A 26,253-nucleotide genomic window follows, 5' to 3' on the forward strand; every position below is an offset into this window, starting at 1 on the left:
CGCGACGAAGCATCGTCCATCGGGGGCATCGTGCATGAGATCCACCCCCCGCTCCGTCAGGTGATCGCATCCATTGCTTCGCGCAATTGCGCAAGGCGCGCGAGAGTGGCGAGTGTCGACTGGTCGGCGCGGCCATCGACCCGCATCGGCCGCCAGTGGCGCTGGAAGGCGCGCACCACGTGCTCGGTCATGGCGCAGAATTCGCCACTCGCCGGCACGCCGTAGCCGAAGTCCCCGAAGGCCCGCTGCAGCGCCGTGACCGCGACGCCCGTATCACCCGGCCCGATGCCACGATCGGTTGCATCGACCGCCATCGGCGGCACCCAGAGCCCGACGCCGACCCGGTAGAGGCGTGCCCAGTCGAACCATTCGCCGGGATCGGCCTTGCGGTTTGGCGCGACGTCCGAATGGGCGAGAACCCGCTTCGCCGGGATGCCCCGACGAGCGCAGATGTCGAGGGCAAGCCGCGTCACCGCTTCCATCTGCGCTTCCGGGTACGGCGGGCGGCCAGCCTCGTGACCCGGGTTGTGGATTTCGATGCCGATGGAACAGTCGTTGAGGCTTTCGCGGCCGGCCCAGTGGGAGATCCCGGCGTGCCAGGCCTTGTGGCGCTCGGCGACCATTTGCGTAACCGTGCCGTCCTCGTCGACCAGGTAGTGGCAGGAGACCTTGGATTCCGGTGTGGTCAGCCAATAGAGCGCCCGGTCGTGATCGGCCATGCCGGTGTAATGGAGAATGAGCATGTCCGGGTGGCTGCCATCCGGCCTTGCCTCGTGGTTCGGCGAGGCGCGCCAATTGTCGACGAGGCCGGTATCGATCATCGAAAGGGACATATTGGGTCTCTCGTCAGGGAACTGGCGGGCCAGCGGCCGCTCGATGACCAATAGGGGGCAGGCAGACTGTCCGGCAAGCCCCATGCACGCGGCCGCTCGGGCGGCGCGCGCGGCCGGCCGGCGGTGCGGCCTCAGCCGCCGCGGCTGCGCATGATCGTCTCGTAGGCCTCGTTGATGGCCGCGAGCTTGGCCGTCGCAATCTGGATGAACTCTTGCGGAAGCCCCTCGGCCATGGCGAGATCGGGATGGTTCTCGCGCACGAGCCGACGGTAGTGGGACTTCAGCGCCTCGTCGTCGATTTCCGGCGAAACGCCCAACACCTCGTAGGGATCGCTCGTGCCATCGCTGACGAAGCGCGCACGGATGCGGCGGAACTCATCGCTGGCGAAACCGAAGATCGAGCCGACCCGTTCCAGGTACGCCTCCTCGTCCGGGTGCAGCACGCCATCGGCCGCCGCGATGTGGAAGAGCCCCTCGAGCACGTTCTCGAGCAACGTGCGACGATCGTGGAAGTGCTCGGCGATCTGCTTGGCGTAGGCCTCGTAGCCGGCGATGTCCTGCTTGGCGAGGTTGAAGATGCGCGCGACGTTTTCCTGCTCCTCGGGCGGAACCTGGAAAACCTCCCGGAAGGCGACGATCTCGTCCTTCGTGACCCGGCCATCGGCCTTGGCCATCTTGGCGCCGAGCGCGATGACACCGATGGTGAAGAGGACCTTCTCGTCCTTGATGCCGTGCGTCAGTTGCTTGTCGACGGCGAAATGGCCCGCGAGCGCGCCCATGAGCGCGCCGAGAGGCCCACCGACGGCGAGACCCGCCGCCGCCCCAGCCAGCTTTCCCCAAATCGACATGACCAAAGAATAGTCCATGCGGCGATGGGATTGAACTGGCATTTGCACACGCCACAACGGCATTTTCAGCAGGAACCGGCGGCAGGCGGGTAAGTACTCCCCGGGAGTTGGTGATCGCCACGGTTCGAGCGATGGCGCGCCACGAGGGAATTCTTGTGGGCGGAACCGAACCGGCCTAAACCGAGCCGCTTCGCTCCCGCGTGGCGGTCGCAAGGACAATTCGCACACTATTCGTCGATCCGACGGGAGCGCTCGCGCCGCGACGGCCGAGGCTGCCGCCCAGGAGAACCCCATGACACCGCCGGGACATCGCGAGAACGACACATTGCGCGGCCTCGTGCTCGGGGTGGTCGCCGTCACCATCTTCGGTTTGACGCTGCCAGCGACCCGCATCGGTGTCGCCGAAATCGATCCCATCCTCTTCGGGCTCGGACGCGCGGTCATTCCCGGCATCCTTTCAGCCGTCCTGTTGCTGGCAACGCGCCAGAAGCTGCCCTCATGGAATGATTTCCTGCTGCTCGGCATCACTGCCGCGGGCGTGGTCATCGGCTTTCCCGCCCTTGCGACCATCGCGATGCAGGAGGTTCCCGCCGCGCATGGCGGCGTGGTGCTCGCCCTCCTGCCACTGGCGACCGCATTGACCGGCACACTCATCGGGGGCGAACGCCCCTCGCTCGGCTTCTGGCTCTGCGCGGTCATCGGTTCACTGATCGTCGTCGTCTTCGCCGTCAGCCAGGGCGGCGACGTCTGGCATCTCCAGTCGGGCGATCTGCTGCTGCTTCTCGCAACGGCGAGCGCGGCGATCGGCTATGCGACGGGCGGGCGCCTTTCGCGCCATCTCGGCGGCTGGCAGGTGATCTGCTGGGCCTTGGTTCTGGCCCTGCCGGTGGTCTGCGTGATCGTCTATTTGACGACGGAACGGTACAATTGGGAAGCATCCGCAACCGCCTGGCTCGCCTTCGGTTATGTCGCGATCTTCTCGCAGTGGCTCGGCTTCTTCGCCTGGAACGCGGGCCTGGCGCTCGGCGGCATCGCCCGCGTCGGTCAGTTGCAGCTGCTCCAGCCATTCGTCACCCTGGCCGGCGCGGCGGTTCTCGTCGGCGAACGGATAACAGTGGTAGAAATCCTGTTCGCTGGGGCGGTTGTCGTGACCGTTGCGATCGGGCGAAGGATGGTGATCCGGCGGTCCTGATCGCCCTCCTCGGGCATTTCCGTGGCGTCCGGCCGGCGATTGCCCCTTGGCCCGGCGAGATGGTTTGCTCGGCGCGATGAAGGCAGTGCCCGCTCAGTGCCTTTTCCCGGCGCCAATCGCGCGATAGCATCACCATCGACCATCGTCGACAGACGCGCCGGTCGCGGGAGCGGTGAGCGCGTCGCACGACTGTCAGTCGTCAACCGAAAGGAAGTCTCCATGCGCATCATCTCGACCACGGTCTTCGGGGCGGGTTTGCTGCTTGCCGGCCTCGGCACTTGTCTGGCGGCGTCGCCCGAGGGCACATGGCTGCGGGCGGAAACCGGCGGTGAGTTCCGTGTTGGCGATTGCGGGGGTGGCCTCGGGATCACGGTGACGAAGTCGAAAACCTCCGCCTTCGTCGGCCAGACCATCATGTGCGGCGCCCAGAAGGTCGAGGGCAAGGACGAGTGGCGTGGTTCGGTCAAGAACCTCGAGGACGGCAACACCTATTCGGGCATCGTGACCCTGACGGGACCGGACTCGTTGCAGCTCGAGGGCTGCGCGCTCGCCGGCCTCATTTGCAAGGCGCAGCTCTGGTCCCGTGTGAAATAGCCCGGCACGCCGACCGGACCGCCACACATCCGCGATCACGCACCCTGCGCAGCGAAACGCCGGTTCCAAGCCACGCCCCACGTCCCTATCCTGACGACGGCTCGATGCGGATGGGAGCGTTAGAGGGCGATGACGCAGAGTGCGCCGCGTGGCCGGACGATGGACATCTCGCGCGCGGCCGAGGCGGCGGGGATCGCCTTTGCCGGCCATTGGGTGATTTCGCTCTTTGCCGGCTTCGCCCTGACCATCTTTGCCGGCGAGCGCCTGCTGACCCCGAACGCGGCGCCAACGAATGGCTGGGATGACCTGGTTGCCGGCCCGCTCTCGGCCGCGATCCTTCTCGGCTATGCCGTCCTGTTGCCCGCCATGGGATATGGGCGGCGCTATCTCCTGGCTTTGGCTGCGCTTTCGGGCTCGCTCGGGGTTCTTATCCTCGCCGGGGTTCTGGTCGGCGCCGCCCTGATCTTTTCCTGGTCATGGGCCTTTGCGATCACGCTGGTCCTGCTCGGCGCGATCTACGGCCTCCTCATCCTCGGCGCTCTCTCGCACGGCGTGCTCGCCTACGAGCTCGCAACCATGCCCCGTGCGCCCGATGACCCCCGCCGCTTGATCGATGTTCTCGATGCGCCGCGTTGGCAACGGGCTGGCGGCGGCACCGAAGACCTCGGCATGCCCGCGCGGATCCCGGCCAGGATTCCTTTCCTTGGACCGGTATTGAGCGGCATCGGTCTCCTCGGGATCGCTGCCATGCCGGTGCTGCTGACACTGCAAGGGCTTGCCAGCGAACTCGAATCGCCCTGGGCCGAGCCGCTCGCCGAGTGGGCCGCCCTCTTCCTGATCGGATTGCCCGCATCGGGCGCCCTGCTGGTCCTCGGCCGCCGTCTCAGCCAACCTGACGCCAACACCCTGCTGGCGGGCGACGACCGACCGCCCATCCTCCTGCTGCGCTCCTTTGCCGACGACGATCGCGCGGTACGCGGCAAGAACGTGCTGGCACGCTACGTCTATTTCGGGCTTCTGAAGGATCGCCGGCTCGAAGCGGTCGCCGCCGATGAACTCTCGCGCGTCGGCCCCTTCATCGCGATCGGGCAACCCGGCGAGCGCCTGCCCCGGCTCGGCGCCGCCCGAGCCTATTTCGACGATGACAATTGGCAGGCCGCGGTCCTCGATTGGATGCGGGGGGCGGCGATGATCGTGGTCGTCGTCGGGCGCACGCCTTGGGTGCGCTGGGAGCTGGAGACGATCGCGGCGAACGGGCTGGCGACGCGCAGCCTGCTGGTCTGCCCGCCGGATGACGAGGCGGGCCGTGCGGCGCGCTGGGAATTGGCGCGTGAAAGCCTTTCCGGATCACCCCATGCCGAGGCATTCGCCGGGCTCGATCCGGCCCGCACGTTGGCGGTTCGCTTGGAGGACGACGGCTCGTTGACGGCGATCGTCAGTGAAACCCGCAAGGAGATCGATTATGAGATCGCCCTGCGCCTGCTCATCGCTCTCGAACGGGGGCCACGGGGAAAATCTCCTCGCGAGGCTCCCCCGACGAGCCGCTGAGGACGTCGCTGCCGGCCCTTACGGCATCATCGATTTCGCGGCTCGGGGCCGCGAGGGCGATTTCGAGTGGAATGGTCCGATAGAGCACGCGAAGGGCCTCGCCACCGAGGAACTCGGGCACCTCGCCCGCAAGAACGAAGCCTTCACGGAGATAAAATGCAAGAGCGCGCGAGGTGCGCGTCTCGACGTGCACACGCCGGCAGCCGCGCGCCGCCGCCTCGTGATAGGCCGCCTCGAGGAGCCGGGCCCCGAGGCCCTTGCCACGCTCACTGGGCGCGACCCAGAGGTGCGAAATGAAGAGCCATGCCTCGTAGGTGACGCCGGAAAGGCCCGCGCGAAAATTCCTCCCATCTGGTCCGTCGCCCGTTCCCTCCGAGACGAATGGCCGATCGTCCCGGATGACGAGCACCAGATCGCGGACCCGCTCGGGCGCCATGCTGAAGCCTTCGGCCGCCAGCTTGCGCCAGATCGCGACGCGCTCTTCGTCGCCCGCGCTCTCGACGATGGTGGCAGGCAGGCCCTCCGCGAGCGGATTCGGCCGCACTCTCACCGGGCCGCTCATGGCTGGTCACCCCGTTCGCGATCACCCGTCGTCCTGTCCAGGGCTTCGACCCGGCCGCTGAGGCGATCGCCGACGTAGACGCCGAAGCGCGCTTGCAGTCGTTCGGTGACGAAGCGCCTGAGCATGGTGCGGGTCGCCTCGTCCGCGATGCGGTGCCAGGGGATCGAATCGAAGGCGTAGAATCTGAGGCTTGGATCGTTCATGGCGCCGGCCCGCGCAAGGCCGCGATAGACGATGTTGATGGCCTCGCCCTCGACCTCGTCGAAAACGGCGAAGATGAAGCCGAGTTCCGCCTCGATGCCTGCTGCCGCCAGCTTGCCATTGAGGCTCGCCGGGTCGGACGCCTTGCCGAGCCGGCCCGCCGAAGGCAGTTCGAGCGCGCCACTCGCTTGCGAGGTTCCGAGCAGCACGCCCGACTCGCCCTCGAGGATGACGCTGACCAGAGCCTCGCGACGCGCGCCTGAGGCGGCCTCGTGCTCCAGCGCGGGCAGAATGTAGGAGCCACGGCAATAACCGAGTGGGGGATGGGGCGTGCCATCGAAACCGATCACCTCGCCGATCAGGACCAGGTGGTCGCCGGCATCCACATAGTCGTGCCGGCGGCAATCGAACCAGGCCGCCACCCCCTCGAACACCGGATGGCCGGCCGGCCCCTCACGCCAGCCGACGCTCGAAAATCGATCGACAGCGGGGCTGGCGAACGTGTTGGCGACCGCCCGCTGCTCTTGGGAGAGGATATTGACCGCATACCCGTCCGAGGCGGCGAACGCGGGAAAGCTACCGTTACGCTTTGCAATGCAGACCAACACGAGCGGCGGAGCGAGCGAGACGGAGGTGAACGAGTTCGCGGTGAACCCGCGCGGTACGCCGTCCTTGTCGAACGTCGTCACGACCGTCACCCCCGTCACGAAGGCGCCGAGCGCCTGACGAAGGGCCCGGGGATCGATCGGCCCGTCGCTCATCGCTGCGACTGGGCCGTCGCCGCTGCCCGCCCGACGAGGGCATCGAGGATGCGCTCGCGATCGACCACGCCGATCCTTCGCCCGGCATCGCGCACGATGAGCGACCGGTCGCGCCGCCGCACCGCTTCGATCAGGTCACGCAGCGGTGTCTCGGCTCCGACCTCGACCGCATCGGGCACGACTTCCTCGGCTTGCAGGGGTCGCATCACCTCGCGTGCGCGCAACACGTTGAGCGGGTTCATGTGGGCAACGAAGGCTTCGACGTAGGGCGTGGCGGGGCTCAGCACGATTTCCTGTGGCGTGCCGATCTGGATGATCCGCCCACCCTCCATGATGGCGATGCGCGAGCCGATCTTGATGGCCTCGTCGAGGTCGTGGCTGACGAAGATGATGGTTCGCTTCAAGCGCTGCTGGAGGTCGATCAACTCGTCCTGGAGGTTGGCGCGGATCAGCGGGTCGAGCGCGGAATAGGGCTCGTCCATCAGAAGGATCGGGGCCTCGGTGACGAACGCGCGCGCAAGGCCGACGCGCTGTTGCATCCCGCCGGACAATTCGTGCACCCGGTAGTCGGCCCAACCCTCGAGGCCGACCAGCGCCAGTTGCGCGGCGACCCGCCTCTTTCGTTCCTCGCGGGGGACACCGGCGAGCTGCAGCCCGTAGGCGACATTGTCCGCCACGGTGCGCCAGGGCAATAGCGCGAATTGCTGGAACACCATGGCGACGTTGTGCGTCCTGAGATCGCGCAGAGCCTTTGGGGAGCACGTTGCCGGGTCGACGTAGCGCCCATCTCCGACCGCCACCTCGACGCTGCCGCGCACCACCGGGTTCAGTCCGTTGACCGCCCGCAGCAGCGTCGATTTGCCCGAGCCCGAGAGCCCCATGAGAACGAGCGTCTCGCTTGCCGCGACATCGATCGTACAATTGGCGACCCCGAGGACCTGGCCAGTCGCCTCGCGGATTTCGGCGCGGCTGCGCCCCTCGTCGATAAGCGGCAAGGCGCGTTCGGGCGCACCGCCGAAGACGATGTCCACATTCCGCATTCTGACGACGGGATCGCTCATCGCTGACTCATCAGTGGCGCCCGCCGCTGTCGCGGCGGAAAAAACGGTCGAGAATGATGGCAACGAGCACGATCGCGATGCCGACCTCGAAACCACGCGCGACGTTCACCTGGTTGAGCGCTCTGAGGGTCGGCACGCCGAGCCCGTCGGCACCGACCAGCGCGGCAATCACCACCATCGACAGGGAGAGCATGATGGTCTGCGTCAGGCCCGCCATGATCTGCGGCATGGCGAATGGCAGCTCGATGGTGACGAGCCGCTGCCAGCGCGTTGCCCCGAACGCGTCACCCGCCTCGAGGAGTTGGCGCGGCGTGGAGGAAATACCGAGATACGTCAGTCGGATCGGCGCCGGGATGGCGAAGATGACGGTGGCGATCAGCCCCGGCACCATGCCGAGACCGAAGAGGATCAGGGCGGGGATCAGATAGACGAACGTCGGGATCGTCTGCATGAGATCGAGGATCGGGCGCAGGACCGTGTAGAGCCACGGCCGGCGCGCCGCCGCGATGCCGATCGGCACGCCCAAACCCATGCAGACGATGCAGGATGCGAAAACCAGCGCCAGCGTCTCGGTCGTCTCCTCCCAGTATCCCTGGTTGACGATGAACAAGACGCCGAGGACGACGAAGACGGCAAAGCCGATCGAGCGCTGCACGAGATAGGCGAGGACGCCGACGATCGCGGCTGCCAGCAAGGGATGCGGCAACTGCAACAACCAAAGGATGGCGCCGATGACCGCCTCGAGGCCAGCAGCCAAGCCATCGAAGAACCAGGCACCGTTGTCGGTCAGCCAATCGACGAGCGCCTTCATCCAAGGGCCGATCGGCAGCTTGTTCTCGGTGAGCCAATTCATGGCGCCTCGCTGGCGGAAGGATTGCCGGCCGATGGCGCCGGCCGCCGAGCGCTGGCGGGCGAGGCCGAACCTCCCCCGCCAGCACGGGACGTCAGTAGCTGCCCCGGATTTCCAGAGCGGTCGCGATCGCCTTTCCGGCCGGCTGACCGTCGAACGTCGTGACGCCCGCGAGCCAGGGCATCATGGCCTTCGGGTTCTTCTTCAACCAGGCCGCGGCGGCCTTGTCGGCGTCGGCACCGTCATTGAGGATGGCGCCCATGATCTCGTTCTCCATCTCGAGGCTGAAGACGAGATTGCCCAGCAGCTTGCCGAGGTTCGGGCATTCCTTCGCCAGACCGGCGCGCACGTTGGTGTAGACAGTCGCGCCGCCGTAGTTGGGGCCGAACACGTCGTCACCGCCCTCCAGATAGGCCATCTCGAAGTTGGCGTTCATCGGATGCGGGGCCCAGCCGAGGAAGACGATGTGGTCCTTCTTCTTCACGGCGCGCGCGACCTGGGCGAGCATGCCCTGTTCGGAGCTCTCGACCACCTCGAAGCCCGAAAGGCCGAACATGTCCTTTTCGATCATGCCGAGGATTAGGCGGTTACCGTCGTTGCCGGGCTCGATGCCGTAGATGTTGCCGCCGAGCTGCTCGCGGAACTTGGCGATGTCGGCAAAGCTCTTGAGGCCGGCCTCGTAGGTGTAGCGCGGCACGGCGAGCGTGTATTTGGCGCCCTCGAGGTTGGCGCGCACCGACTCGACGGAGCCGTCGTCGAGGTACGGCTTGAGGTCGGCTTCCATGGTCGGCATCCAGTTGCCGAGGAAGACGTCGATGTCCTTGTTCTTCAGTGAGGCGTAGGTGACCGGTACGGAGAGGATCTTGGTGTCGGTCTCGTAGCCGAGTGCCCGGAGCACGGTGGAGGTTGCCGCCGTCGTCGCCGTGATGTCGGTCCAGCCGACATCGGCAAAGCGCACCGTCTTGCAGCTGGCGGGCTCGCTCGCCAACGCCGGCGCCGCCGAAATCGAGACGGCCGTCAGACCGATCAAAAGGAGTGTTCGCATTCCTGGCTCCCTATCTTGCGCGTCGTTGATCGACTTTCTCGCGATCATGCCACCCTAGCAAGCCTTTCGCAGATTGCGAGCCCGTCGTGCACGGTCGGCCGGTGCCGCTTCAATAGCGATAGTCGAGCAATGCGATCTCGCGAGCGTACCAGCCAGCGACGAGGTCGCGGCTCGCCTCGTCGTAGAAGGCGCGGTAGTCGGTGGTTCCGCCCTTGGAGGCGTTGACCCGTGGCAAGGCCACCTGATCGTTTACGCCGGCACGCCGCATGGCCTCGGCGAAGTCCTCCTCGAGGCTCTCGTAGCGGCCGAGGAAGTCGACAGCCACCTCGCCATCGATCGAATAGAGATCGAAGTTGTCGACGAAGGCGCGCCTGCGGTCGGCGAGGAAGCGCGGGAAGTCCGGTCGCTCGCCTGCCGCCTTCGACTTCGTCTTGTAGCGGTACCAGGAGACCTGCCGGTCCCACGGATTGCGCTCGAAGGCGAATTTGAAATAGCTCGCCCAGACGTCGTCACCGAGATAGGCCTTCACACGCCACGCCGGCATATGGTCGTAATAGCCGACGCTTGGATGATAATGACGCTCCGGCCTCCCAGCGAGGCGCTTCCACCAGGCGCGCCGCGGCACCAGAGGATGCGAGAGGCGGTAGTTCTGCGGCCCACGGCCGGCCGTCTCCCGGCGCTCGCCTTCGATCCAGCTCTGGATCGGCGTGATGATGTCGTCGACCCCACAGATCGCAGAAAGCGCCACCTCGATGCTGGTGCCGGCGGTCTTCTGCGTCTTGATGAAGATGAAGCGATGGGCGTGCGAGACGATCATGGGCGGACTCCACACGCCAACGGGATCACCCCGCGATGCGCCCGGCCAGGCCTGCCCGTCAAGGGGCCACCCGCTCCAGCACGGCCTTGTAATGGATCTCCGGCATGTCGATGGCTCGAGCGATCTCGGCGAGCTTCTTGCGCTCGCCCGCCGCGATGACACCATCGCAGAGAAGAACCCGATAGGCCGCGGTGATGAGCTGTTCCCGATCATTGCGCCCGAGGGCGGCCGCGCTCTCCTTGAGGTAAGCGATCGTCTCGTACTGGCCCGCCGCCCGGGCCGCCATGGTCGCATCGATCATCTCGTCGGCGAGCGGCTCGCCCGTCATCTCGAGATAGATCTCGCGGATCGTCTGGCGCTCGCAGTCCTCGAGCTTGTCGTCCGCGCTGGCCATCGAGATCATCGCCCGCAGCAGGGCTTCGTTGCGTTGCATCAGTGTCCGGCTCCCATTCCTTCGTACCGTGCCGCCCGGACCGGGGCTCATGAAGCGATCCATGCCGAGGGTCAAGCGCTCGACGCGCCCCTGTTGGCGATCGCCGCGAGAGATTCGGCCAGCCCCGTGACCTCGCCCGCTCCCGCCGGCACCTCGATGCGGGCGCCATCGAAATCAGAACCGATCGGCTCGAACGCGCCGCCGAGATGCCGCGCGAGGAACGCCTCGGTCGCGGCATTGAAGGCCAAACGATTTTCGGGCCGTGCAAAACCGTGCCCTTCGTCGGGAAACAGCATGTAGGTCACGGCCAGCCCCTTCGCCTGCATGGCCGTGACGATCTGATCCGACTCGGCCTGCTTGACGCGGGGATCGTTTGCTCCCTGGCCGATCAACAGAGGCCGCACGATCATGTCGGCTTTGTGGACTGGCGAGCGCGCCCGGAGGAAAGCGAGGCCATCCGCCGTTCGGGGATCACCGATCCGGCGCACCATGTTCTCGTAGAACGACTTCCAATAGGGTGGAACGGTCGCGAGCAGCGTCTCGAGGTTGGACGGGCCGACGATATCGACACCGCAGGCAAAAACCTCGGGCGTGAACGTCAGACCGACGAGAGTGGCATAGCCGCCGTACGAGCCGCCCATGATGGCGATGCGTTCACGCGCGGCATACCCGTTCGAGACCGCCCATTCGACGGCATCGATGAGATCGTCGTGCATCCGACCGGCCCACTCGCCGTCGCCGGCATTGAGGAACCTTTTTCCGAAGCCGGTCGAGCCGCGAAAATTGACCGAGAGCACCGCGTAGCCGCGATCCGCCAGCCACTGGTGCACCGGATTGAAGCCGTAGGCATCCCGCGACCAGGGACCACCGTGGACGTAGAGCACCATGGGCGGCGGACTGGCGGGGCGGGGCGGCAACGCGTCCTCGTCGATCTCGCCGCCTGGATGCTCCGGCAGTGTCAGGTAGGCGGTGAGGCGCAAGCCATCGCGCGAGGGCAAGGCGAAGGGATGCATCGAGCGCAGTGGCGCATCGGCCAGCTCCGGGCGCGTCTCGAACAGCGGCTCGAGCGTGCGACCGGCGCGGTCATAGAGGAAATACCGCCCCGGATCGCGCGCGCCGCCGCTCGCCACCACCCAGTGGGTATCGGCGAGCGTGCTGCGGATGATCGTCGGATCGCCCGCGAGTTTTCCCTCGAGGAAGGCGAGATCATCGCGAACCGCTGGCCCGACCGCATGCCAGCGATTGCGCAGATCGGTGACGGCATAGGCTTCGAGCATGCGGGTCTTGGGGTGCCGTAGCGTTCCCGTGACATCGGCGATCGGCGATGCGGCGATCTCCACCGGCTCGCTACCCGCCTTGAGCGCCATGCGACAGAGCGCGGCCGTATCCCGTCCGACAGAGGACACCAGCAGCACGCTTTCGCCCCCTCCCTCGAGGCCGATGATCCCTGAGCTGAGCGCATCCTCGTAGCCGAAGGTGATGAAAGGCTCCGTATCGCCGTCGTTCCAGAGCAACGCCTCCGACCCCCCATCCGGCAGCGAACGTCCGACCAGCCGCACGCGGTGCTCGTCATCGAGCGTGAAGGCCGCCCATTGGCCTTCGTTGCACAGGATGAGTTCGCGCTCGCCGCTCGCGAGATCGAGCCGGTAGAGGTCGTGCCAAGCCTTGTCCCGCTCGTTGAGGCCGATGATGATCTCGCCCGGCCGCCGCCAGCTCGAAGCGATCTGGCGGGCCTGGACGCCGTCGATTGGCGTCAGGTCGCGCGACGGGCCGCCATCCAGGCCGACCGAGTGGAACCGCCAGTTCTCGTCGCCCGCCTTGTCCTGGGCATAGAGGATCCACGCCGCGTCCCACGACCAACCGTAGCTGCGGATGCCACGTGACCGGTCTCGCGTGACGACGCGTGCCGCCTCGAGGTTGTCCAATGGCGCCACCCAGACGTTGAGCACACCCTCATCGGGCGCGATCCAGGAGAGATGGCGCATGTCCGGGGAAAGCCGGCACATCGTGCGATCGGGGTTGCCGAACAGTTTGCGCCGGGCGATGAGGGAGCGGGGCATCGGGGTTCCTTCTCTTGCGCTGACCAGTGTCGCGACGCGTGCGTGGGGACGCCAGACGACCGATTGTTCCATAGCAGCGCCGGCTCGCCATATCGACCCCACGCCTGCCGCGCACGATTGGGCAAAGCCTGGCGGACCGGCGGTGGACCCGGTTTCGGTCGGCTGGCACGGTCATCGTGTGCGACCGCTCACCAGACCATGGCGAGCGCCGGCCCGCACTGGAGGTCCAACACCGTGCCCGCAGACTTGCGCATTCTGATCCTCTCGGACGGTCGGCCGGGCCATTATCATCTTTCGGAGGGCGTTGCGGCAGCCATCGCCCGCAAGCGGCCGGTGGCTGTGACGAGTGTCACGATCGCTCGGCGCGCGCTGGCGAGCCCCATGGTGCTGCGCGCGATGATCGGTGCCGGCCTTCCACCCGGCCTGGTACTGACTGCCGGCTACCGACTCGCCACACCACTCCCTCCAGCCGATCTCGTGATCTCGGCCGGAGGCCATACGCTCGCCGCCAACATTGCCGCGGCACGCCATCTCGCCGTACCCAACATCTTCTGCGGCACCATTCGCTGGGCTCCCGCGGAGGCCTTTGCGGCGGTGGTCTCCTCCTATGAAAAGCACTCGGGTCGGCCGCGCCACATCATCGCGCTCAAACCCTCGCGTCTCGACCCCGATGCCAACTTGGGCGCCCGCTCGCGCCGCCCGCTGTCGCGGCAAGCCCCACCGCGCACCATTGGCCTCCTCGTCGGCGGGCCCTCCGGACGTTTTGCCTACCAGCCTGAGGAATGGCAGCACCTCGCCCGCCTCTTGGCCGACGTTGCCGCGAAATGGGGCACGCGGTGGGTGATCTCGACCTCACGCCGCACGCCCGCAGCCGCAGCCGATCTCTTTGCGGGCCTTGCGGGGGAGCCCTATGTAGCGGACGTGCTCGACTTTCGCACGGCGGGTCCCGGAACCCTCGCGCGCGTGTTCTCCGTGGCCGAGGCGATCGTCTGCACCGCGGATTCCAGCACCATGATGTCGGAGGCGGTCGCCATGCGCCTGCCCGTCGTCGGCGTTCATCCCATCGTCTCGGACTACAAGGGCGAGGAACGCGACTACCGCGCGATGATGGAGGCCAAAGGATGGGTGCGCTCGCTGGCCCTCGAATCGCTCGACGCCGACGGTCTCGTGGCGGCACTGCTCGCCGTGACGCCGATGGTCGAGAATCCGCTGGATCACCTCGCCAGCGCCCTGGCCGATCTCGTGCCGGGGCTGCGCGTTCCTGCTTGAGGTGGCGTCCCGGGGCGTTCGCCTTGGCAACCCAAGAACGCAACCACTCAGCGATCTGACTGGCCGACCCAGGTCCCCAAACCCCGCGATGTCGGCCGGGCGCGTGGGATGTTCGGAGCGATGGTGTTGGAATCGTCGAGAATCCACCCCTGCCCGACAACCGCGGAGCCTGCCGGCACCGGCTGCGGTTGCGGCAGCGCCGGCCCCTCGACAACCGTGCCGCGCGGGACGTCATCCACGCCGACCGTGCTCACACCATCCTCCCCGAAGACCTGCGAGGCGCTGCTTTCATCGCCATCGCCACTCCCCGTCGCACGCCGGGCCGTGCGCGGCGCCCCGACCGCCGCAATGGGCGGTGGTGGCGGAGGCTGGAACTCGAAGATCTGCCGAAAGATGCCAGGGATGGCCATGGTGATCGGATTGACCACCACCTGCGGGTTCTCCAGCCGCCCGTTGATCGCAAAGGCGAGACCGATCAGCCCTTCACCGGGCCGGCCCGTCAGCAACCCTCCGATGATCGGGAAATTGCGGAAGGCGGCATTGATACCGTAAGCCGGCACATACGTGCCCCCGAGGTGAACCGACTCGTTGTTGAAATCCACAAAGCCGCGCATCGTCGCCCCGAGGGCTGGACCGTTGACGTAGGCATCCTGCATGATGAAACGGCCTTGTCCGACCGAGAAGGGGACATAGAGCTGGTCGAAGCCGATCTTGAGCCGCTCGGTTCGCGTCCGACCGCTGCCGCCGCTTCGATCGCGCGAGGCGGTTGCCGAATAATCCGTCGAGATGTCGCGCTCCACGGGATCGCCGAGAAGCGCGAAGTCCTGGGTCCAGAGGGTCCCGGTGCGGGTCTCGCCCTCATCGTCGAGGTTGACTTTCAGCGAGGCGCTGCCGCCGATGATCCCGTCATAGAACCCCACCAGGCGATAGGCTGATCCGGCATCGTTGGTCTGGGCGATGAACTCGCGCTTGCCGTTTTCGTTGCGGGTGAGGCGCACGCCGATCTCGGCCCCTTTCTCGAGGTTGCCGAGAGCCTCGAAGGAGACCAGCACATCCGCCCGCTTCTGCGCGCGCAGCCGAAGGTTGTAGATGTTCACCTGCGAGTAGCCGACCACGGTGTCGATCTCGGCCTCGATGTCGACCCCCAACCCGGCCTGGGCCTTCGGAATGGTGCGCTGTCCGAGCTGCTCGGCCGCGAACAACGAGCGAAAGAAGGCGCGACCGTCGTAGGTCCGTCCGCGCGCCCTGATCCGCCAGATGTCGTCGACACCGCGTTCGCCATCGATCTCGAGCTGGGTGAGGATATTGAGCTGGAAATCCGGGAAGCGAAACGCCTTCAACTGGTTGTCCGGCCCGATCGAAGCCCAGCCCTCGATGCCGAGTGGATCGCCGGCGATCTTGAGATTCTGCAATTCGATGCCGCCATCCAGCGCGGGAACCAGCCGAGCCTCGAGCACGGCGCGTTGACCGGGCGGTTTGCGCCAGGAGAGACCTTCGATGAGCAGCATGGCCTGCGTGAAGTCGGCCTGGAGTTCGATCTCGGGGTGCCTGCCCGGACCAGCGCGCAGCGACACCTCCACCGGCACACGCCCGCGCACGAGATGGTTGATCGGGATGCCGAGCTGCTCGCGGTCGGCGGCATCGAGTTCCGCCATGATGCGGAGCGCCGGCCGTTCTCTGCGCTCGTCACCGTGCAGGTTCAGCCAGTGGACGCGGGCCGGTATCCCGTTCAGCAGAACATCGCCCTTGAGCTCGGTCGCGCTGGCCCCGAGATCGATGCCGATCTCCCCGCTCGTGATGCGGACGCCGGCGATGACCTCGCCGATGGTCACCTCACTGAGCCGCAGGCGCCCTTGTGGTCGGACATCGGACCAGCGCGCGGAGGCCGCGAGCGGCACCACGAGCGACAGCTTGGCCTCGCCCTTGCCGTCGAGGCGTGTCACGAGCCCGAGCTGATCATCCACGGCCTTGATGCCACGCTGGCTGGCATAACGCCCGAACGTTCCGGCTTGGCCCTCGGCGTGGAAGCTGATGAGCGCGGTTGCATCGTCCGCGTTGTAGTTCCCGACCGTCGCCTCGATGCGCGACAGTTCGATGGCGTCGCTGGTTCCAGCCAGCGGCAGGCGGCCGATATCGGCGATGGCATGCACGCGCTTGCCACTGACGCGCAGGTCGACGGATTCCAGCTCCGCCGGAGCGACACCCTCGGCAAATCCGATCGCCGCGTTGTCGATCACGGCCTGTAGGTTCACCGCCTCCTCGCGCACGCCCTGCCCGGACGCGAGCTGCCGGATCTCGTCCGGCCGCAGCGACAGCGCGACGTCGGCCTGGCGCACGGTGGCCCGCTCGACGGACGCGAGCAACCAGCTCCGCGTGTGGGGCGCCATCGCACGCGGCCAGAGGCGCTTGATCGTGTCGACGCCGAGATCGGTGCCACGGATCGCGATCTGCACGCCGTCGTCGCCGGTCACCCGTCCGCGCATGGCGACCTCGCCACGCGTAAAGCCGACGCGGACCTGCTCGAAACCGACGGCCGCCTGCCCGATGTCGATCGTGCCCCGCGCGGTCAACCGCTCGATCGGCTCCGCGCCGATCCCGTCCGGCCCCTGAATGCGCCCGTCGCGTCCGGACAGCTCGAAGTTCCATTGCTCGTTTTGCCCCGAGACCGAGGCGGCAGGCAGGAAATACCCCGACAGGGTGGCCTCGCTCGCTTCGCCGCGGATGGTCGAATCGAGCAGGTCCCAGCGGTTGCCATCGCGCACGTAGCGCAACCGCACCGAGCCGCCCCGGATGTTGATCGCATCGTCGAACAGGCTGCCGACGAGGACGCGCCCCGCGGCCAGCTCGAGATCGAAGGCGGCATCGCGCACCTCGCCCTCGGTGGTCAGGACAGTGCGGATCTCGCCGGCGATCGGCGTCTCGAGGCTATTGAGCAATCCCAGCGCACCGTACAATTCCCCGAGCATGCTCGGCACGAAGCCGTCCACCTGCACGCGCAGCCGAAGCCGGCGGAACTTCTCGGATTCGTCGATCAAGAAGCCCAGTCGCCAGGGGCCCTGCGGCGAAAGGATGCTCCCGGCGCCGAGGATCTCGCTGCGGCGCTGGCGGTGCGCAAGATCGACCGTGTACTCGGGGACAGTGAGGTAGAGTTCGCCCTGGCCGTGGTCGACCATGACCACGGCATCCTCGACGGCGAATTGCGTGAGATAGGAACCGACACCCTCACGGCGCCTGGCGCCAGCCAGGACCTTGGCGAAGGCAGCCGCAAGGCCAATCCTGGACGAAGTGTCCTGCGGCGCGATTTCCACCCGGGATGGCGCGCCTGCATCCTCGGCCAGCGGCACACCATCCGAGCCGGCAACCGGCGCGCCCCCTTCGTTCGCACTCCCATCCGCCGGGCGGACACTGGAACCTTCCTGGCCGAAGCCGATCGCGAGCCCCTCCTCGTCGTCGTAGACGAGAAGCAGGCGTGGGCGGATGAAACTGATCCTCTCGGGCGCCAGCCGACCGGCCAGCAACGCCGCCAGACTGATGTCGACGGACGCGAAAGGCGCACGACCGACCGTGACACCGTTCCCGTCGCGCACCGTGAGGTCGCGCAGGCGGAACTGGATACCACGCCCCTTCTCGCCGTACTGGACGACCGCGTCACCGATATCGAGCGCGATGCCGTCGAGTTCCGCATTGATCGCCCGCTCGATCGGCATCACCAGCGAGGCGAACTGCATCGGGCCCTCGACGAGGCGCATGTGCAGCAGGGCACCGGCACAGGCGAGCGCGAAAAGCATGGTTCCGAGCAACGCCGCCGCCCAGATGAGGGAGTGGCGTGCGGTCCGCCGCAACTGCACCGGATGGAGTCCGCTCGCCGGACGCGACGCGGGCACGCCCGTCAGCGTGACGAGTGCTCTGCCCTTGGTCGTCGGCACGGGCAGTTTGGTTTTCGAACTCGTCCCGCTCAAGCTACGGGGCCCCTCTTAGGGCGCATCGCGCCAAAGATCGATGCAAGGCCGCACCGAGCCGCCAAGCCGCGGGCGTCCAATCCCGACCACCGGCCGACCGCTCCGGAACCGCTGGTGCGCCCCGCTCACCATCGCCTCGAGCAGATGCCGCATGCCGCCCCAGGCCTATGGGCAAGCGTGCGCGATCCGCCGCACTCGTGTACGCGTAGCCGAAGTTGCAACCATAACATGGACGAAAGCGAGGCGGTTTCACGATGATCACGGAAGGCCAGAAGGTTCCAAAGTTCGAAGTGTCGACCGACGATGGTGGCAAGATCAGCTCCAAGAGCCTCGCCGGACGCCCGGCGGTGCTCTATTTCTATCCAAAGGACGATACCAGCGGTTGCACCAAGCAGGCCCTGGCCTTCACTGAACTGGCCGAACGCTTCGCCGCCATCGGTGTTCCCGTAATCGGCATCTCGCCCGATTCGCTCGCCAGCCACGAGAAATTCCGCAAGAAGCACAACCTTGCCGTCGGCCTCGCCAGCGACGAGGACAAGAGCCTTGCCGAGGCATTCGGCGTCTGGGTGGAAAAGAGCATGTACGGCCGCAAGTACATGGGCATCGAGCGCTCCACCTTCCTGATCGACGCCAAGGGCAAGGTCGCCCGCGTCTGGCGCAAGGTGAAGGTACCTGGGCACGCCGAGGAGGTTCTTGCCGCCGCCAGCGAGCTTGCCGGCTGAACAGCCCGCCGGCGCAGCGGAGAAGGGCGGCGCCGGCGCCACAATTCACAGCCTCCGCCTTGGAATGGCCACGACCTGCGAATCAATATGCATGTGGCGCATTCGACACGAGCCAGCAAATGACTCCGCCACCGGATGCGCTATAAGTGATGCAGGCATGCGGATGCCGGCAGCTCATGGACCAAGGGGGACATCGGGCGGTCGAGCGTGCAGGCTCGAAGGTAGCGGAGGTAAGGTGCGTATGTTTACGACCAGAAGGCCTGGGGGGTCCGATCGAGACGCGGCCGCACCAGAGACGCCGGCGCAACGGCCGGTGCCGGAAGCTCAAACCCGCCCTGCGGCGCCGATGCCGCAGCCGGCGAGACAACCCGTGAGTACGACCATGAGGGGTAATAGCGGCATGTCACCATCCATCATCGGGGAGGACCTGACCATCGTCGGCAACACGTCGTCGACCGGTGAGATCCACGTCCAGGGCAAGATCCAGGGCGATATCCATTGCGCCACGCTGATCGTCGGCCCCAGCGCCGAGATCAGCGGCGGAGTCGTTGCCGAGGACGTCACCGTTCAGGGCCGCGTCATGGGCTCGATCCGGGGCGAGCGGGTCAGCCTGCAATCCAGTTCGCACGTCGAGGGCGACGTCTTCCACAAGTCGCTGGCGATCGAGCAGGGCGCCTACTTCGAGGGCAAGTCCCGCCGTTCGGAAAATCCGGTCGCCGAGGCACCGCGTCCCGAGGCGCGTCCGGCCGTGTCCCTCTCGGGCCATGGCAACGGCAGCGGCGGATCGCACGCTCCGAACCTGCCACTGACCGCATCCCTGGCCGCCCGTGCGGCAGAAGGGGATCGCGGCTGACGGCTGAACGACGGTCGTCATCGCGGGCCCCCCTTACGGGGCCCGACCTCGAGACCGAGTGGCCAATCCAGACGACAACCGCGCGAGGCCGCAAGGCCTGCCGCGCGTTTGTCTCTTGGTGCAAGTCGGGATTCCGGCGCGGTCCTGATAGTCGTGCTTCGGACCTTGCGGTCACCGAGGGACGTCAGTCGCGGCGGTCGCCCTGTTCCTCGCCGACCTTTGCGACCGGCTCGAAAGCCGCCGGCCCCGGTTTCAACTCGTCCGCCATGCGAACGTAGTGCCGGTGCAGCGGGCCCCAGACCGAGCCGCGCGCATTCGAAAGGGCCATCACCGAAACCCCCATGGCCAGAGTGCCGAAGGTCAGCGCGAAGAACAGCACGAGCAGAACCGGCGCCACCGCGCCCTCGCCCGGAGCCCGCATCAGATCCGCGAGGCCCGCGACGTTGCCAACGAGCAAACCGGCGCCCGTAAGCGCGCCCGCCAGCAAACCGGTCAGGCAATTGATCAGGAGGTAGCGCACCAGTCGGGGGGCTTGTGCCGGACGCTCGCTGGCGTGCGCCGTGCCCTCCGGTGTCGGCCGGATCGAGGGAACCGAAGTGCGCACCATGAGAGAGCCTCCCAGATGATCCCGAAGCACGGGACATGCGGGCCGGTTGGCCGATGGCGGCGCACTGGCACGCCGCCGCCTCCGCTGGCCCCGGTGCCCGCCTAATCGAGGTCGGCGATGGCCTTTCGGGCGCCGCCGTCGACGCGCTGAGCGAGGGCTGCGGCCAGGAACTCCTCGAGATCGCCATCGAGCACCAGTGAAGGTGCCGTGCTCTCGACCCCGGTGCGCAGGTCCTTCACCAACTGATAGGGCTGCAGCACGTAGGACCGGATCTGATGGCCCCAGCCGATGTCGGTCTTGCTGGCCGCCTGGCTGGCCGCCGCTTCCTCGCGCTTCTGCAATTCGAGCTCGTAGAGGCGGGCGCGCAGCATCGACCATGCGCTCGCACGGTTCTTGTGCTGCGAGCGCTCACTCTGACATTGCACGACGATTCCCGTCGGGATGTGGGTGATGCGCACCGCACTGTCGGTCGTATTGACGTGCTGACCGCCAGCGCCGCTGGCTCGGTAGGTGTCGACGCGGCAATCGCTCTCGTTGATGTCGATCTCGATGGTATCGTCGACCACGGGAAAGACCCAGACGGATGCAAAACTGGTGTGCCGGCGCGCCTGGGAGTCGTACGGCGAAATGCGCACCAGACGGTGCACGCCGGACTCCGTCTTCAGCCAGCCGTAGGCGTTGAGCCCCTTGACCTCGATCGTGGCGGACTTGATCCCGGCCTCCTCGCCCTGGCTCTCCTCGAGGAGATCGACCTTGTAGCCGTTGGCATCGGCCCAACGCGTGTACATGCGCAGCAGCATGCTCGCCCAATCCTGGCTCTCGGTGCCACCGGCCCCCGCATGCACCTCGAGATAACAGGAATTGCCGTCGGCCTCGCCAGAGAGCAGCGCTTCGAGCTGGCGTCGTTTGGCTTCCTTTTCCAGCCGACGCAGACTGACCAGTGCCTCCCCGAAAACCTCCTCGTCGCCCTCTTCCTCGGCCAGTTCGACCAATCCGACGGCATCGTCGAGTTCACGTGAGAGACCCTTGTAGCTGCCGATCGCGTTGTCCAGGTGCTGGCGCTCGCGCATCACCTTCTGGGCTTCCTGGGGTTTGCTCCAGAGGCCCGGATCCTCCGCCAGGCCGTTGAGTTCGTCGAGACGCTTCAGCGCTCGCTCCCAGTCAAAGATGCCTCCTCAGGAGCGCGAGGCACTCCTTGATCTCATCGACGATGGCTTGCGGCTCGGCCCGCATGAGGTTTCTCCAGTAATGACGCCGCGCCAGCGAACAAACTGTCCCGACGTTGGCAAAGCGGCCGATCCGATGACCGGGTTCCGCCCGGGTCATCGGCGCCGCAACGGGTATCGTTAGCCGATATTGCCAGCCCGGCGAAAGACCGAAGAGGCCCGCCACGAGCCCCGCTGAGGGTCGCAACGAATATGCGAACGCCCTCGAGCGGATGCAAGCACCGGCGCTGGCGTCAATAGAGGCCGCGTCCGGCGCCGAAGGACGGCTGTGCCCCCCAGATGCCGCCGACGCCGTTACCACCACCCGAATCGGTCCCGAAGTACTCGTTGTAGGTATCGGCCGGCTCGTCTTCGGGCTTGAAGGCCTCGAGGATCGCATCGGGGTCGGAGGCACTGGTCCTCAGGCCGGTCTTGCGATTGACACGGATCATCTTGACGCCCGGTGGCGAACGGAACGGAATCGCTGGCTGATTGGCCAGGGCAAGCTGCATGAAATCACGGAAGACCGGCGACGAGATCGAACCACCGGTTTCACCCTTGCCCATCGGGCGCGGCGTGTCGAAGCCGATATAGACGCCCACCACGAGGTCGGGCGAGAAGCCGACGAACCAAGCGTCCTTTTCGTCGTTCGTGGTGCCCGTCTTGCCGGCGAGCGGCTTGCCGACGGCTTTCACCCGCTGCCCCGTGCCGCGCTCCACGACGCCCTCCAGCATCAGGGTCATTTGATAGGCGGTGTGTGGGTCGACGATCTGGCGCCGGGCATCGGCCAGCTCGGGTTCGGGCTGATTCGCCCAGCTCTCGAAGTTGCAGTTGCCGCAGGCGCGCCGGTCGTGCCGCCAAACCGTGCGTCCACGACGGTCCTGGATACGGTCGATGAGCGTCGGCTCGATGCGCTTGCCTCCGTTGGCGAGCATGGCGTAGCCGGCGGTCATACGCAAAAGCGTGGTCTCACCGGCGCCGAGCGACATGGAAAGCACGGGAAGCAGGTTGTCGTAGATCCCGAAGCGTCGCGCGTAATCGGTGATGATTGGCATTCCGACGTCACGCGCGAGGCGCACGGTCATGAGGTTGCGCGACAGCTCGATGCCCGTGCGCAACGTGGAGGGGCCACCGAAGTTCCTGGAGTAGTTCTCCGGCTTCCAGTCGTCCTGTCCGTTGCCCTGCTCGATGGTGATCGGAGCATCGAGGATGATCGACGACGGTGTGTACCCATTGTCGAGCGCCGCCGCGTAGACGAACGGCTTGAAGGACGATCCCGGCTGGCGGCGAGCCTGGACGGCCCGGTTGAACTCGTCCTTGTTGCGCTCGAAGGAAAAACCGCCGACGAGCGCGCGCACGCGCCCCGTGTGGGGGTCCATGACGACCATGCCGCCCTGCACTTCGGGGCGCTGCATGAGTTCCCAATTGCCCTGCTGGCCATCGACGGGGCGAACGAAAATGACGTCACCGACCTTGAGCAGCCCGGCGAGCCCCTGAGACTTGGGCGGCTTGGCCCAGGCCGCACTCTGAAGGCGCAACCGGCCAGTGGTGCGATCGGCCATCAAAGCCCCGTTCGGGTCTCTTGTCGGCTCGAGACCGAGTTCCGCCACATCACGGCCGACGTCGAGAACCACGGCGAGCCGCCAAGGGTCGATGTTCTCGGGCGCTTCGACGGCGGCGAGCGTCGCCCCCCAATCCCCCGAAGCATCGATGCTGGCATGCACACCGCGCCAGCCCTGGCGGCGGTCGTACCGAACGAGCCCCTCGACGAGTGCGAGCTTGGCCATCTGCTGGAGGACCGGATCGAGCGCGGTCCTGACCGAAAGACCGCCCCCGTAGAGACCGGCGTCGGTGTAGATGTCGACGAGTTGCTTGCGCACCTCCTCGGCGAAATACTCCGAACCCGGAAGCCAGGTCCCGAGCGGCCGAAAGCTCACGTCGAGCGGATCGGCCGCCGCCTCGTCGTGCTGCTCCTTGGTGATGAACCCGTCCGCCAGCATGCGGCCCAGCACGTAGTTCCGCCGGATGATCGCGGCATCGCGCTTGCGGATCGGATGGTAGTTGTTGGCACCCTTCGGCAAACCGGCCAGGAAGGCCGCCTGCGCAAGGCTCAGGTCGCGCAACTCGCGATTGAAATAATAGAGCCCGGCCGCCGCCACGCCGTGGATCTGCGGCCCGCCCATGTAGATCTCGTTGAGGTAGAGTTCGAGGATGTAGTCCTTGTCGAACGCGTGCTCCATCTTGAGCGCGAGAATGGCTTCCTTGATCTTACGCTCGAAGCTGCGCTCGTTGGTCAGGAGGAAGTTCTTGGCCACCTGCTGCGTGATGGTCGAGGCGCCGGTCAGACGCCCGCCCTTGAACGCGACGGCGACGGCGCGCGCGATGCCCGCCGGATCGATGCCGTTGTGCTCGTAGAAGTTCTTGTCCTCCGCCGACAGGAACGCCTGGCGCACCTGTTCGGGAATGGCGTTGATGGGTACGAAGATGCGTCGCTCGCGGGCATATTCGCCGATCAGGCTGCCATCGCTCGCGTGGATGCGTGTCATCACCGGCGGCTCGTAACGCCGCAGCACTTCGTAGTTCGGCAGGTCCTGCGTGATCTGCCAGAACACGATACCGACAACCGAGGCGGCCGCCACGAAACCGAAGAATCCGACGGTGAACAGGAAGCCGAAGAAGCCGAGCAGGAGGCTCTTGCGCCGCTTCTTTTTCTGTACCTTCGGAGGCAGTATGGCCGGGTTCATGGTCATCGGCTGATTGCGCTCTTTCGTCCTGGAAACACGTGTTCGTCGTGGGCTCGGACCAAGCGGCGTTCCGGTTGGTCCGCTGGCGCCGCAAAGCCGGCGGTCGAGCAAGTCCTGTGCCGTGCCGCCCCGTCACCGAGTGAGACGACTCGATCCTGGCAAACCCATGGCATCCCTGTCGCACGGATGCACCATCGATCAGCCGATATCACAATTGCACGTCGTTCGCGAGACCCGTGCCACGACGGCAGGTAACGGCCAGCCCGCGTGTGAACCAATGCCCGTTCCCTACGACCGGGTGCCCGGCTTCCAATCCGGATTGGACGGGCGAGAGCGACCCACGTCACCCGTCCGCCGCAGGTCGCCACCCTGCCGCCAGTCCCCATGGCGCCCTGCAGCCCATGGAGTCAGAACGGAAAGCGCGCGAATTTCTTGCCGAAGTAGGCGTCGACGGAGCTGGCGATCGCGGCCGAAACGCGCGCCCGCCACTCCGGCGAGAGCAATTCGCTCTCGTCCTTGCGGTTCGTGATGTAGCCGAGTTCGATCAGCACCGCCGGCACCTCGCGGGACTTCAGCACGCGAAACCCGGCCGAGCGGTGCGGCCTCTGATTGAGCGCCGTCTTCCCGTGGAGTTTGCCGAGCACCACCTCGGCGAAGCTGCGGGAGCGGACCTCGGCCTCGCGCCTCGCCAGGTCGAAGAGGATGTCGGCCAGTTCGTCCTGATCTTCCTCGACCTCGACGCCTGCCACCACGTCCGACTTGTTCTCACGCCGCGCGAACTCGTCGGCGAGCGCGTCCGATCCCTTGTCCGAGAGCGTGTAGACGGTTGCCCCCCGCACGCTCTGGGCATAGCGGGCCGGCAGGGAATCGGCGTGAACGGAGATGAAGAGGAGTGCGCCGTTCTCGCGTGCGATCTCGACGCGCCGGCGCAGAGGAATGAAGACGTCGGTGTCGCGGGTTAGCACGATATGATAGTTGGGCCGCTTGGACAGCTCTTCGCGCAACGCCAGTGCGACCGCCAGCAGCACGTCCTTTTCGCGCGTCCCGCTCGCCGACTTCGCCCCGGTATCGATGCCGCCATGACCGGCATCCACAACGATGACATTACGGCCCGCGCGCCGCGCCAGCATGCCGGGGGTCACCTCCACGGGTCGCGGCGCCCGCAGCGAGGCCTCCAGCTTTTCGCGGTCGCGGCGCTTCTGCACCTCGGCATCGAACGACGCCTGATCCGTTGTGACCAGATCGACGACGAGCTGGCGGGCCTCGCCCTCACGCAATTGATCGAGACGTGCCGCCTCGATGCGCACAGGTCCGGTCACGTCGATGACGATGCGCGCCTTGCCGGGCGCAAATAGACCATAGCGGAACGCCGAGACCAAGCCGCTCCCCTTGTTGCCGATCGCGTCCGGGAGTGTGAACTCGACCTCGGGCAGATCGACGATGACGCGGTAGGGGTTGTCGAGCGTGAAGACCTCGAAATCCACTTCCTCGCTGAAATCGATCGAAAAGCGCGTGAGGGTTCCGTCGCTGGTCAGTTTGGCGTTGCGCGATGTGACATCACGGGCGAATGCCCCGCCCACCGTCGACACGAGCATCGCGAGTACCACGCACGTCATCCACGAGGACCAGACCGCGGATGCGGTCGACCAGCCCCGTCCCACCCGCGTGTCCTTCGCCATGCCGCCGACCTCCTCCTCGATCTGCCGTGCGTCCCGACACGGCACCGCCGATGCCCCCACCGCGCCGGACGGCGGCGTTCCTGTGGCTCGCCCAACAAAATGGCATTGTCGCGGTGATGTTCTTAAGCGATTCTTCAACACGAACCGGTTAACCGATGATGGCAGGCGCCGAATCGGCGCTGCCGCGGGCGTGCCGCTTGCAAGGCCGGCGGCGAGCACGTATGACATCGAACGTGGGTTCGGACCGCGCTTGGCGAATGGCACCGTTGCCGCGCGAAGGGTCGGATCGGGCCGGCACATTCGGATTCAAGACGGTACGTCCCGCCGAGCAGGTTTTCGGCGCATGCCCCGAGCCAGATTCCGCTGGAGCCTGCGGTGCGGTTGCGCATCGCCGGCCGGGTGACATTTCG

At 66.6% G+C, this 26,253-nt stretch carries 21 protein-coding genes; 6 read left to right on the forward strand and 15 right to left on the reverse strand.

Features of this window, described 5'->3' with window-relative positions; genetic code table 11:
* Positions 1 to 56: 56 nt before the first annotated feature.
* Positions 57 to 833, reverse strand: coding sequence for an N-acetylmuramoyl-L-alanine amidase (locus tag GC150_11615; GenBank protein ID MBI1385547.1), 777 nt, complete (start codon positions 831 to 833; stop codon positions 57 to 59).
* Between the two features lie 131 nt (positions 834 to 964).
* Complete coding sequence (locus tag GC150_11620) at positions 965 to 1,681, reverse strand: DnaJ domain-containing protein (GenBank protein MBI1385548.1); 717 nt, start codon at positions 1,679 to 1,681, stop codon at positions 965 to 967.
* 292 nt (positions 1,682 to 1,973) lie between these two features.
* Here GC150_11620 and GC150_11625 point away from each other — a divergent pair, with 292 nt between their 5' ends.
* The 3 genes from GC150_11625 (at position 1,974) to GC150_11635 (ending at position 5,015) form a co-directional block, all read left to right on the forward strand.
* The gene (locus GC150_11625; GenBank protein ID MBI1385549.1) at positions 1,974 to 2,873 is read left to right on the forward strand and encodes an EamA family transporter; all 900 of its coding nucleotides are present in this window, start codon (positions 1,974 to 1,976) and stop codon (positions 2,871 to 2,873) included.
* Positions 2,874 to 3,092: 219 nt separating this feature from the next.
* Positions 3,093 to 3,467, forward strand: a complete 375-nt coding sequence (locus GC150_11630; protein MBI1385550.1) for a DUF2147 domain-containing protein — start codon at positions 3,093 to 3,095, stop codon at positions 3,465 to 3,467.
* Between the two features lie 129 nt (positions 3,468 to 3,596).
* A complete protein-coding gene (locus GC150_11635) occupies positions 3,597 to 5,015 on the forward strand; it encodes a hypothetical protein (GenBank protein MBI1385551.1) in 1,419 nt (472 codons plus the stop codon).
* On the opposite strand, the gene GC150_11640 is transcribed toward GC150_11635, so the two are convergent.
* The 8 genes from GC150_11640 to GC150_11675 all read right to left on the reverse strand — a co-directional run bounded on the left by GC150_11640 (position 4,951) and on the right by GC150_11675 (position 12,805).
* Complete coding sequence (locus GC150_11640; GenBank protein ID MBI1385552.1) at positions 4,951 to 5,577, reverse strand: GNAT family N-acetyltransferase; 627 nt, start codon at positions 5,575 to 5,577, stop codon at positions 4,951 to 4,953. The two genes, GC150_11635 and GC150_11640, sit on opposite strands and share 65 nt — an antisense overlap.
* Positions 5,574 to 6,539, reverse strand: a complete 966-nt coding sequence (locus GC150_11645; protein ID MBI1385553.1) for a flavin reductase — start codon at positions 6,537 to 6,539, stop codon at positions 5,574 to 5,576. Before GC150_11645 ends, GC150_11640 begins: the two co-directional genes overlap by 4 nt.
* Positions 6,536 to 7,600, reverse strand: a complete 1,065-nt coding sequence (gene choV, locus GC150_11650) for a choline ABC transporter ATP-binding protein (GenBank protein ID MBI1385554.1) — start codon at positions 7,598 to 7,600, stop codon at positions 6,536 to 6,538. Before choV ends, GC150_11645 begins: the two co-directional genes overlap by 4 nt.
* A gap of 10 nt (positions 7,601 to 7,610) precedes the next feature.
* Entirely contained in the window at positions 7,611 to 8,453 is an 843-nt protein-coding gene (gene choW, locus GC150_11655; GenBank protein MBI1385555.1) for a choline ABC transporter permease subunit, read from the reverse strand.
* A 91-nt stretch (positions 8,454 to 8,544) separates the two neighbouring features.
* Positions 8,545 to 9,495, reverse strand: a complete 951-nt coding sequence (choX, locus tag GC150_11660) for a choline ABC transporter substrate-binding protein (protein ID MBI1385556.1) — start codon at positions 9,493 to 9,495, stop codon at positions 8,545 to 8,547.
* Between the two features lie 109 nt (positions 9,496 to 9,604).
* Entirely contained in the window at positions 9,605 to 10,477 is an 873-nt protein-coding gene (locus tag GC150_11665) for a hypothetical protein (protein ID MBI1385557.1), read from the reverse strand.
* Positions 10,371 to 10,808 (reverse strand): hypothetical protein, encoded by a 438-nt coding sequence (locus tag GC150_11670; protein ID MBI1385558.1) that lies wholly within the window; start codon positions 10,806 to 10,808, stop codon positions 10,371 to 10,373. Before GC150_11670 ends, GC150_11665 begins: the two co-directional genes overlap by 107 nt.
* A gap of 8 nt (positions 10,809 to 10,816) precedes the next feature.
* Positions 10,817 to 12,805, reverse strand: coding sequence for a prolyl oligopeptidase family serine peptidase (locus tag GC150_11675; GenBank protein ID MBI1385559.1), 1,989 nt, complete (start codon positions 12,803 to 12,805; stop codon positions 10,817 to 10,819).
* On the opposite strand from GC150_11675, the gene GC150_11680 reads away from it, so the two are divergent.
* Positions 12,722 to 14,074, forward strand: a complete 1,353-nt coding sequence (locus tag GC150_11680) for a hypothetical protein (GenBank protein MBI1385560.1) — start codon at positions 12,722 to 12,724, stop codon at positions 14,072 to 14,074. The two genes, GC150_11675 and GC150_11680, sit on opposite strands and share 84 nt — an antisense overlap.
* A 47-nt stretch (positions 14,075 to 14,121) precedes the next feature.
* On the opposite strand, the gene GC150_11685 is transcribed toward GC150_11680, so the two are convergent.
* Positions 14,122 to 18,033 carry a hypothetical protein gene (locus GC150_11685; GenBank protein ID MBI1385561.1) on the reverse strand — a complete coding sequence of 1,304 codons (3,912 nt, stop codon included), beginning with the start codon at positions 18,031 to 18,033 and terminating at the stop codon, positions 14,122 to 14,124.
* A gap of 254 nt (positions 18,034 to 18,287) precedes the next feature.
* Here GC150_11685 and GC150_11690 point away from each other — a divergent pair, with 254 nt between their 5' ends.
* Both GC150_11690 and GC150_11695 read left to right on the forward strand, forming a co-directional pair.
* Entirely contained in the window at positions 18,288 to 18,755 is a 468-nt protein-coding gene (locus GC150_11690) for a redoxin domain-containing protein (protein MBI1385562.1), read from the forward strand.
* Positions 18,727 to 19,608, forward strand: coding sequence for a hypothetical protein (locus GC150_11695; protein ID MBI1385563.1), 882 nt, complete (start codon positions 18,727 to 18,729; stop codon positions 19,606 to 19,608). Before GC150_11690 ends, GC150_11695 begins: the two co-directional genes overlap by 29 nt.
* A 184-nt stretch (positions 19,609 to 19,792) precedes the next feature.
* Here the strand turns inward: GC150_11695 and GC150_11700 are convergent, their stop codons facing one another.
* From GC150_11700 to GC150_11715, 4 genes are all read right to left on the reverse strand, one after another.
* On the reverse strand, positions 19,793 to 20,215 hold the full coding sequence (locus tag GC150_11700; protein MBI1385564.1) for a hypothetical protein: 423 nt from the start codon (positions 20,213 to 20,215) through the stop codon (positions 19,793 to 19,795).
* A gap of 101 nt (positions 20,216 to 20,316) precedes the next feature.
* A protein-coding gene (locus tag GC150_11705; GenBank protein ID MBI1385565.1) for a peptide chain release factor 2 occupies positions 20,317 to 21,448 on the reverse strand; the annotation gives its coding sequence in 2 pieces (ribosomal slippage) (positions 20,317 to 21,378 and positions 21,380 to 21,448; 1,131 coding nt in all).
* A 226-nt stretch (positions 21,449 to 21,674) separates the two neighbouring features.
* On the reverse strand, positions 21,675 to 24,164 hold the full coding sequence (locus GC150_11710) for a PBP1A family penicillin-binding protein (GenBank protein ID MBI1385566.1): 2,490 nt from the start codon (positions 24,162 to 24,164) through the stop codon (positions 21,675 to 21,677).
* A gap of 407 nt (positions 24,165 to 24,571) precedes the next feature.
* Positions 24,572 to 25,843 (reverse strand): AMIN domain-containing protein, encoded by a 1,272-nt coding sequence (locus GC150_11715; GenBank protein MBI1385567.1) that lies wholly within the window; start codon positions 25,841 to 25,843, stop codon positions 24,572 to 24,574.
* Positions 25,844 to 26,253 lie beyond the last annotated feature (410 nt).

Source organism: Hyphomicrobiales bacterium, from assembly GCA_016125495.1.
Taxonomy (GTDB): Bacteria; Pseudomonadota; Alphaproteobacteria; order Rhizobiales; family RI-29; genus RI-29.

What these genes read in the sequence shown, in the direction of transcription:
- GC150_11625 (MBI1385549.1), top strand. Translation starts at nt 1,974, where the DNA reads ATGACACCGCCGGGACATCGCGAGAACGACACATTGCGCGGCCTCGTG.
- GC150_11640 (MBI1385552.1), bottom strand. Translation starts at nt 5,577, where the DNA reads ATGAGCGGCCCGGTGAGAGTGCGGCCGAATCCGCTCGCGGAGGGCCTG.
- GC150_11635 (MBI1385551.1), top strand. Translation starts at nt 3,597, where the DNA reads ATGACGCAGAGTGCGCCGCGTGGCCGGACGATGGACATCTCGCGCGCG.
- GC150_11690 (MBI1385562.1), top strand. Translation starts at nt 18,288, where the DNA reads ATGATCACGGAAGGCCAGAAGGTTCCAAAGTTCGAAGTGTCGACCGAC.
- choX (MBI1385556.1), bottom strand. Translation starts at nt 9,495, where the DNA reads ATGCGAACACTCCTTTTGATCGGTCTGACGGCCGTCTCGATTTCGGCG.
- GC150_11700 (MBI1385564.1), bottom strand. Translation starts at nt 20,215, where the DNA reads ATGGTGCGCACTTCGGTTCCCTCGATCCGGCCGACACCGGAGGGCACG.
- GC150_11615 (MBI1385547.1), bottom strand. Translation starts at nt 833, where the DNA reads ATGTCCCTTTCGATGATCGATACCGGCCTCGTCGACAATTGGCGCGCC.
- GC150_11620 (MBI1385548.1), bottom strand. Translation starts at nt 1,681, where the DNA reads ATGTCGATTTGGGGAAAGCTGGCTGGGGCGGCGGCGGGTCTCGCCGTC.
- GC150_11630 (MBI1385550.1), top strand. Translation starts at nt 3,093, where the DNA reads ATGCGCATCATCTCGACCACGGTCTTCGGGGCGGGTTTGCTGCTTGCC.
- choV (MBI1385554.1), bottom strand. Translation starts at nt 7,600, where the DNA reads ATGAGCGATCCCGTCGTCAGAATGCGGAATGTGGACATCGTCTTCGGC.
- GC150_11645 (MBI1385553.1), bottom strand. Translation starts at nt 6,539, where the DNA reads ATGAGCGACGGGCCGATCGATCCCCGGGCCCTTCGTCAGGCGCTCGGC.
- GC150_11710 (MBI1385566.1), bottom strand. Translation starts at nt 24,164, where the DNA reads ATGAACCCGGCCATACTGCCTCCGAAGGTACAGAAAAAGAAGCGGCGC.
- GC150_11680 (MBI1385560.1), top strand. Translation starts at nt 12,722, where the DNA reads ATGGCGCATGTCCGGGGAAAGCCGGCACATCGTGCGATCGGGGTTGCC.
- GC150_11715 (MBI1385567.1), bottom strand. Translation starts at nt 25,843, where the DNA reads ATGGCGAAGGACACGCGGGTGGGACGGGGCTGGTCGACCGCATCCGCG.
- GC150_11665 (MBI1385557.1), bottom strand. Translation starts at nt 10,477, where the DNA reads ATGGTGTCATCGCGGCGGGCGAGCGCAAGAAGCTCGCCGAGATCGCTC.
- GC150_11675 (MBI1385559.1), bottom strand. Translation starts at nt 12,805, where the DNA reads ATGCCCCGCTCCCTCATCGCCCGGCGCAAACTGTTCGGCAACCCCGAT.
- GC150_11670 (MBI1385558.1), bottom strand. Translation starts at nt 10,808, where the DNA reads ATGGATCGCTTCATGAGCCCCGGTCCGGGCGGCACGGTACGAAGGAAT.
- choW (MBI1385555.1), bottom strand. Translation starts at nt 8,453, where the DNA reads ATGAATTGGCTCACCGAGAACAAGCTGCCGATCGGCCCTTGGATGAAG.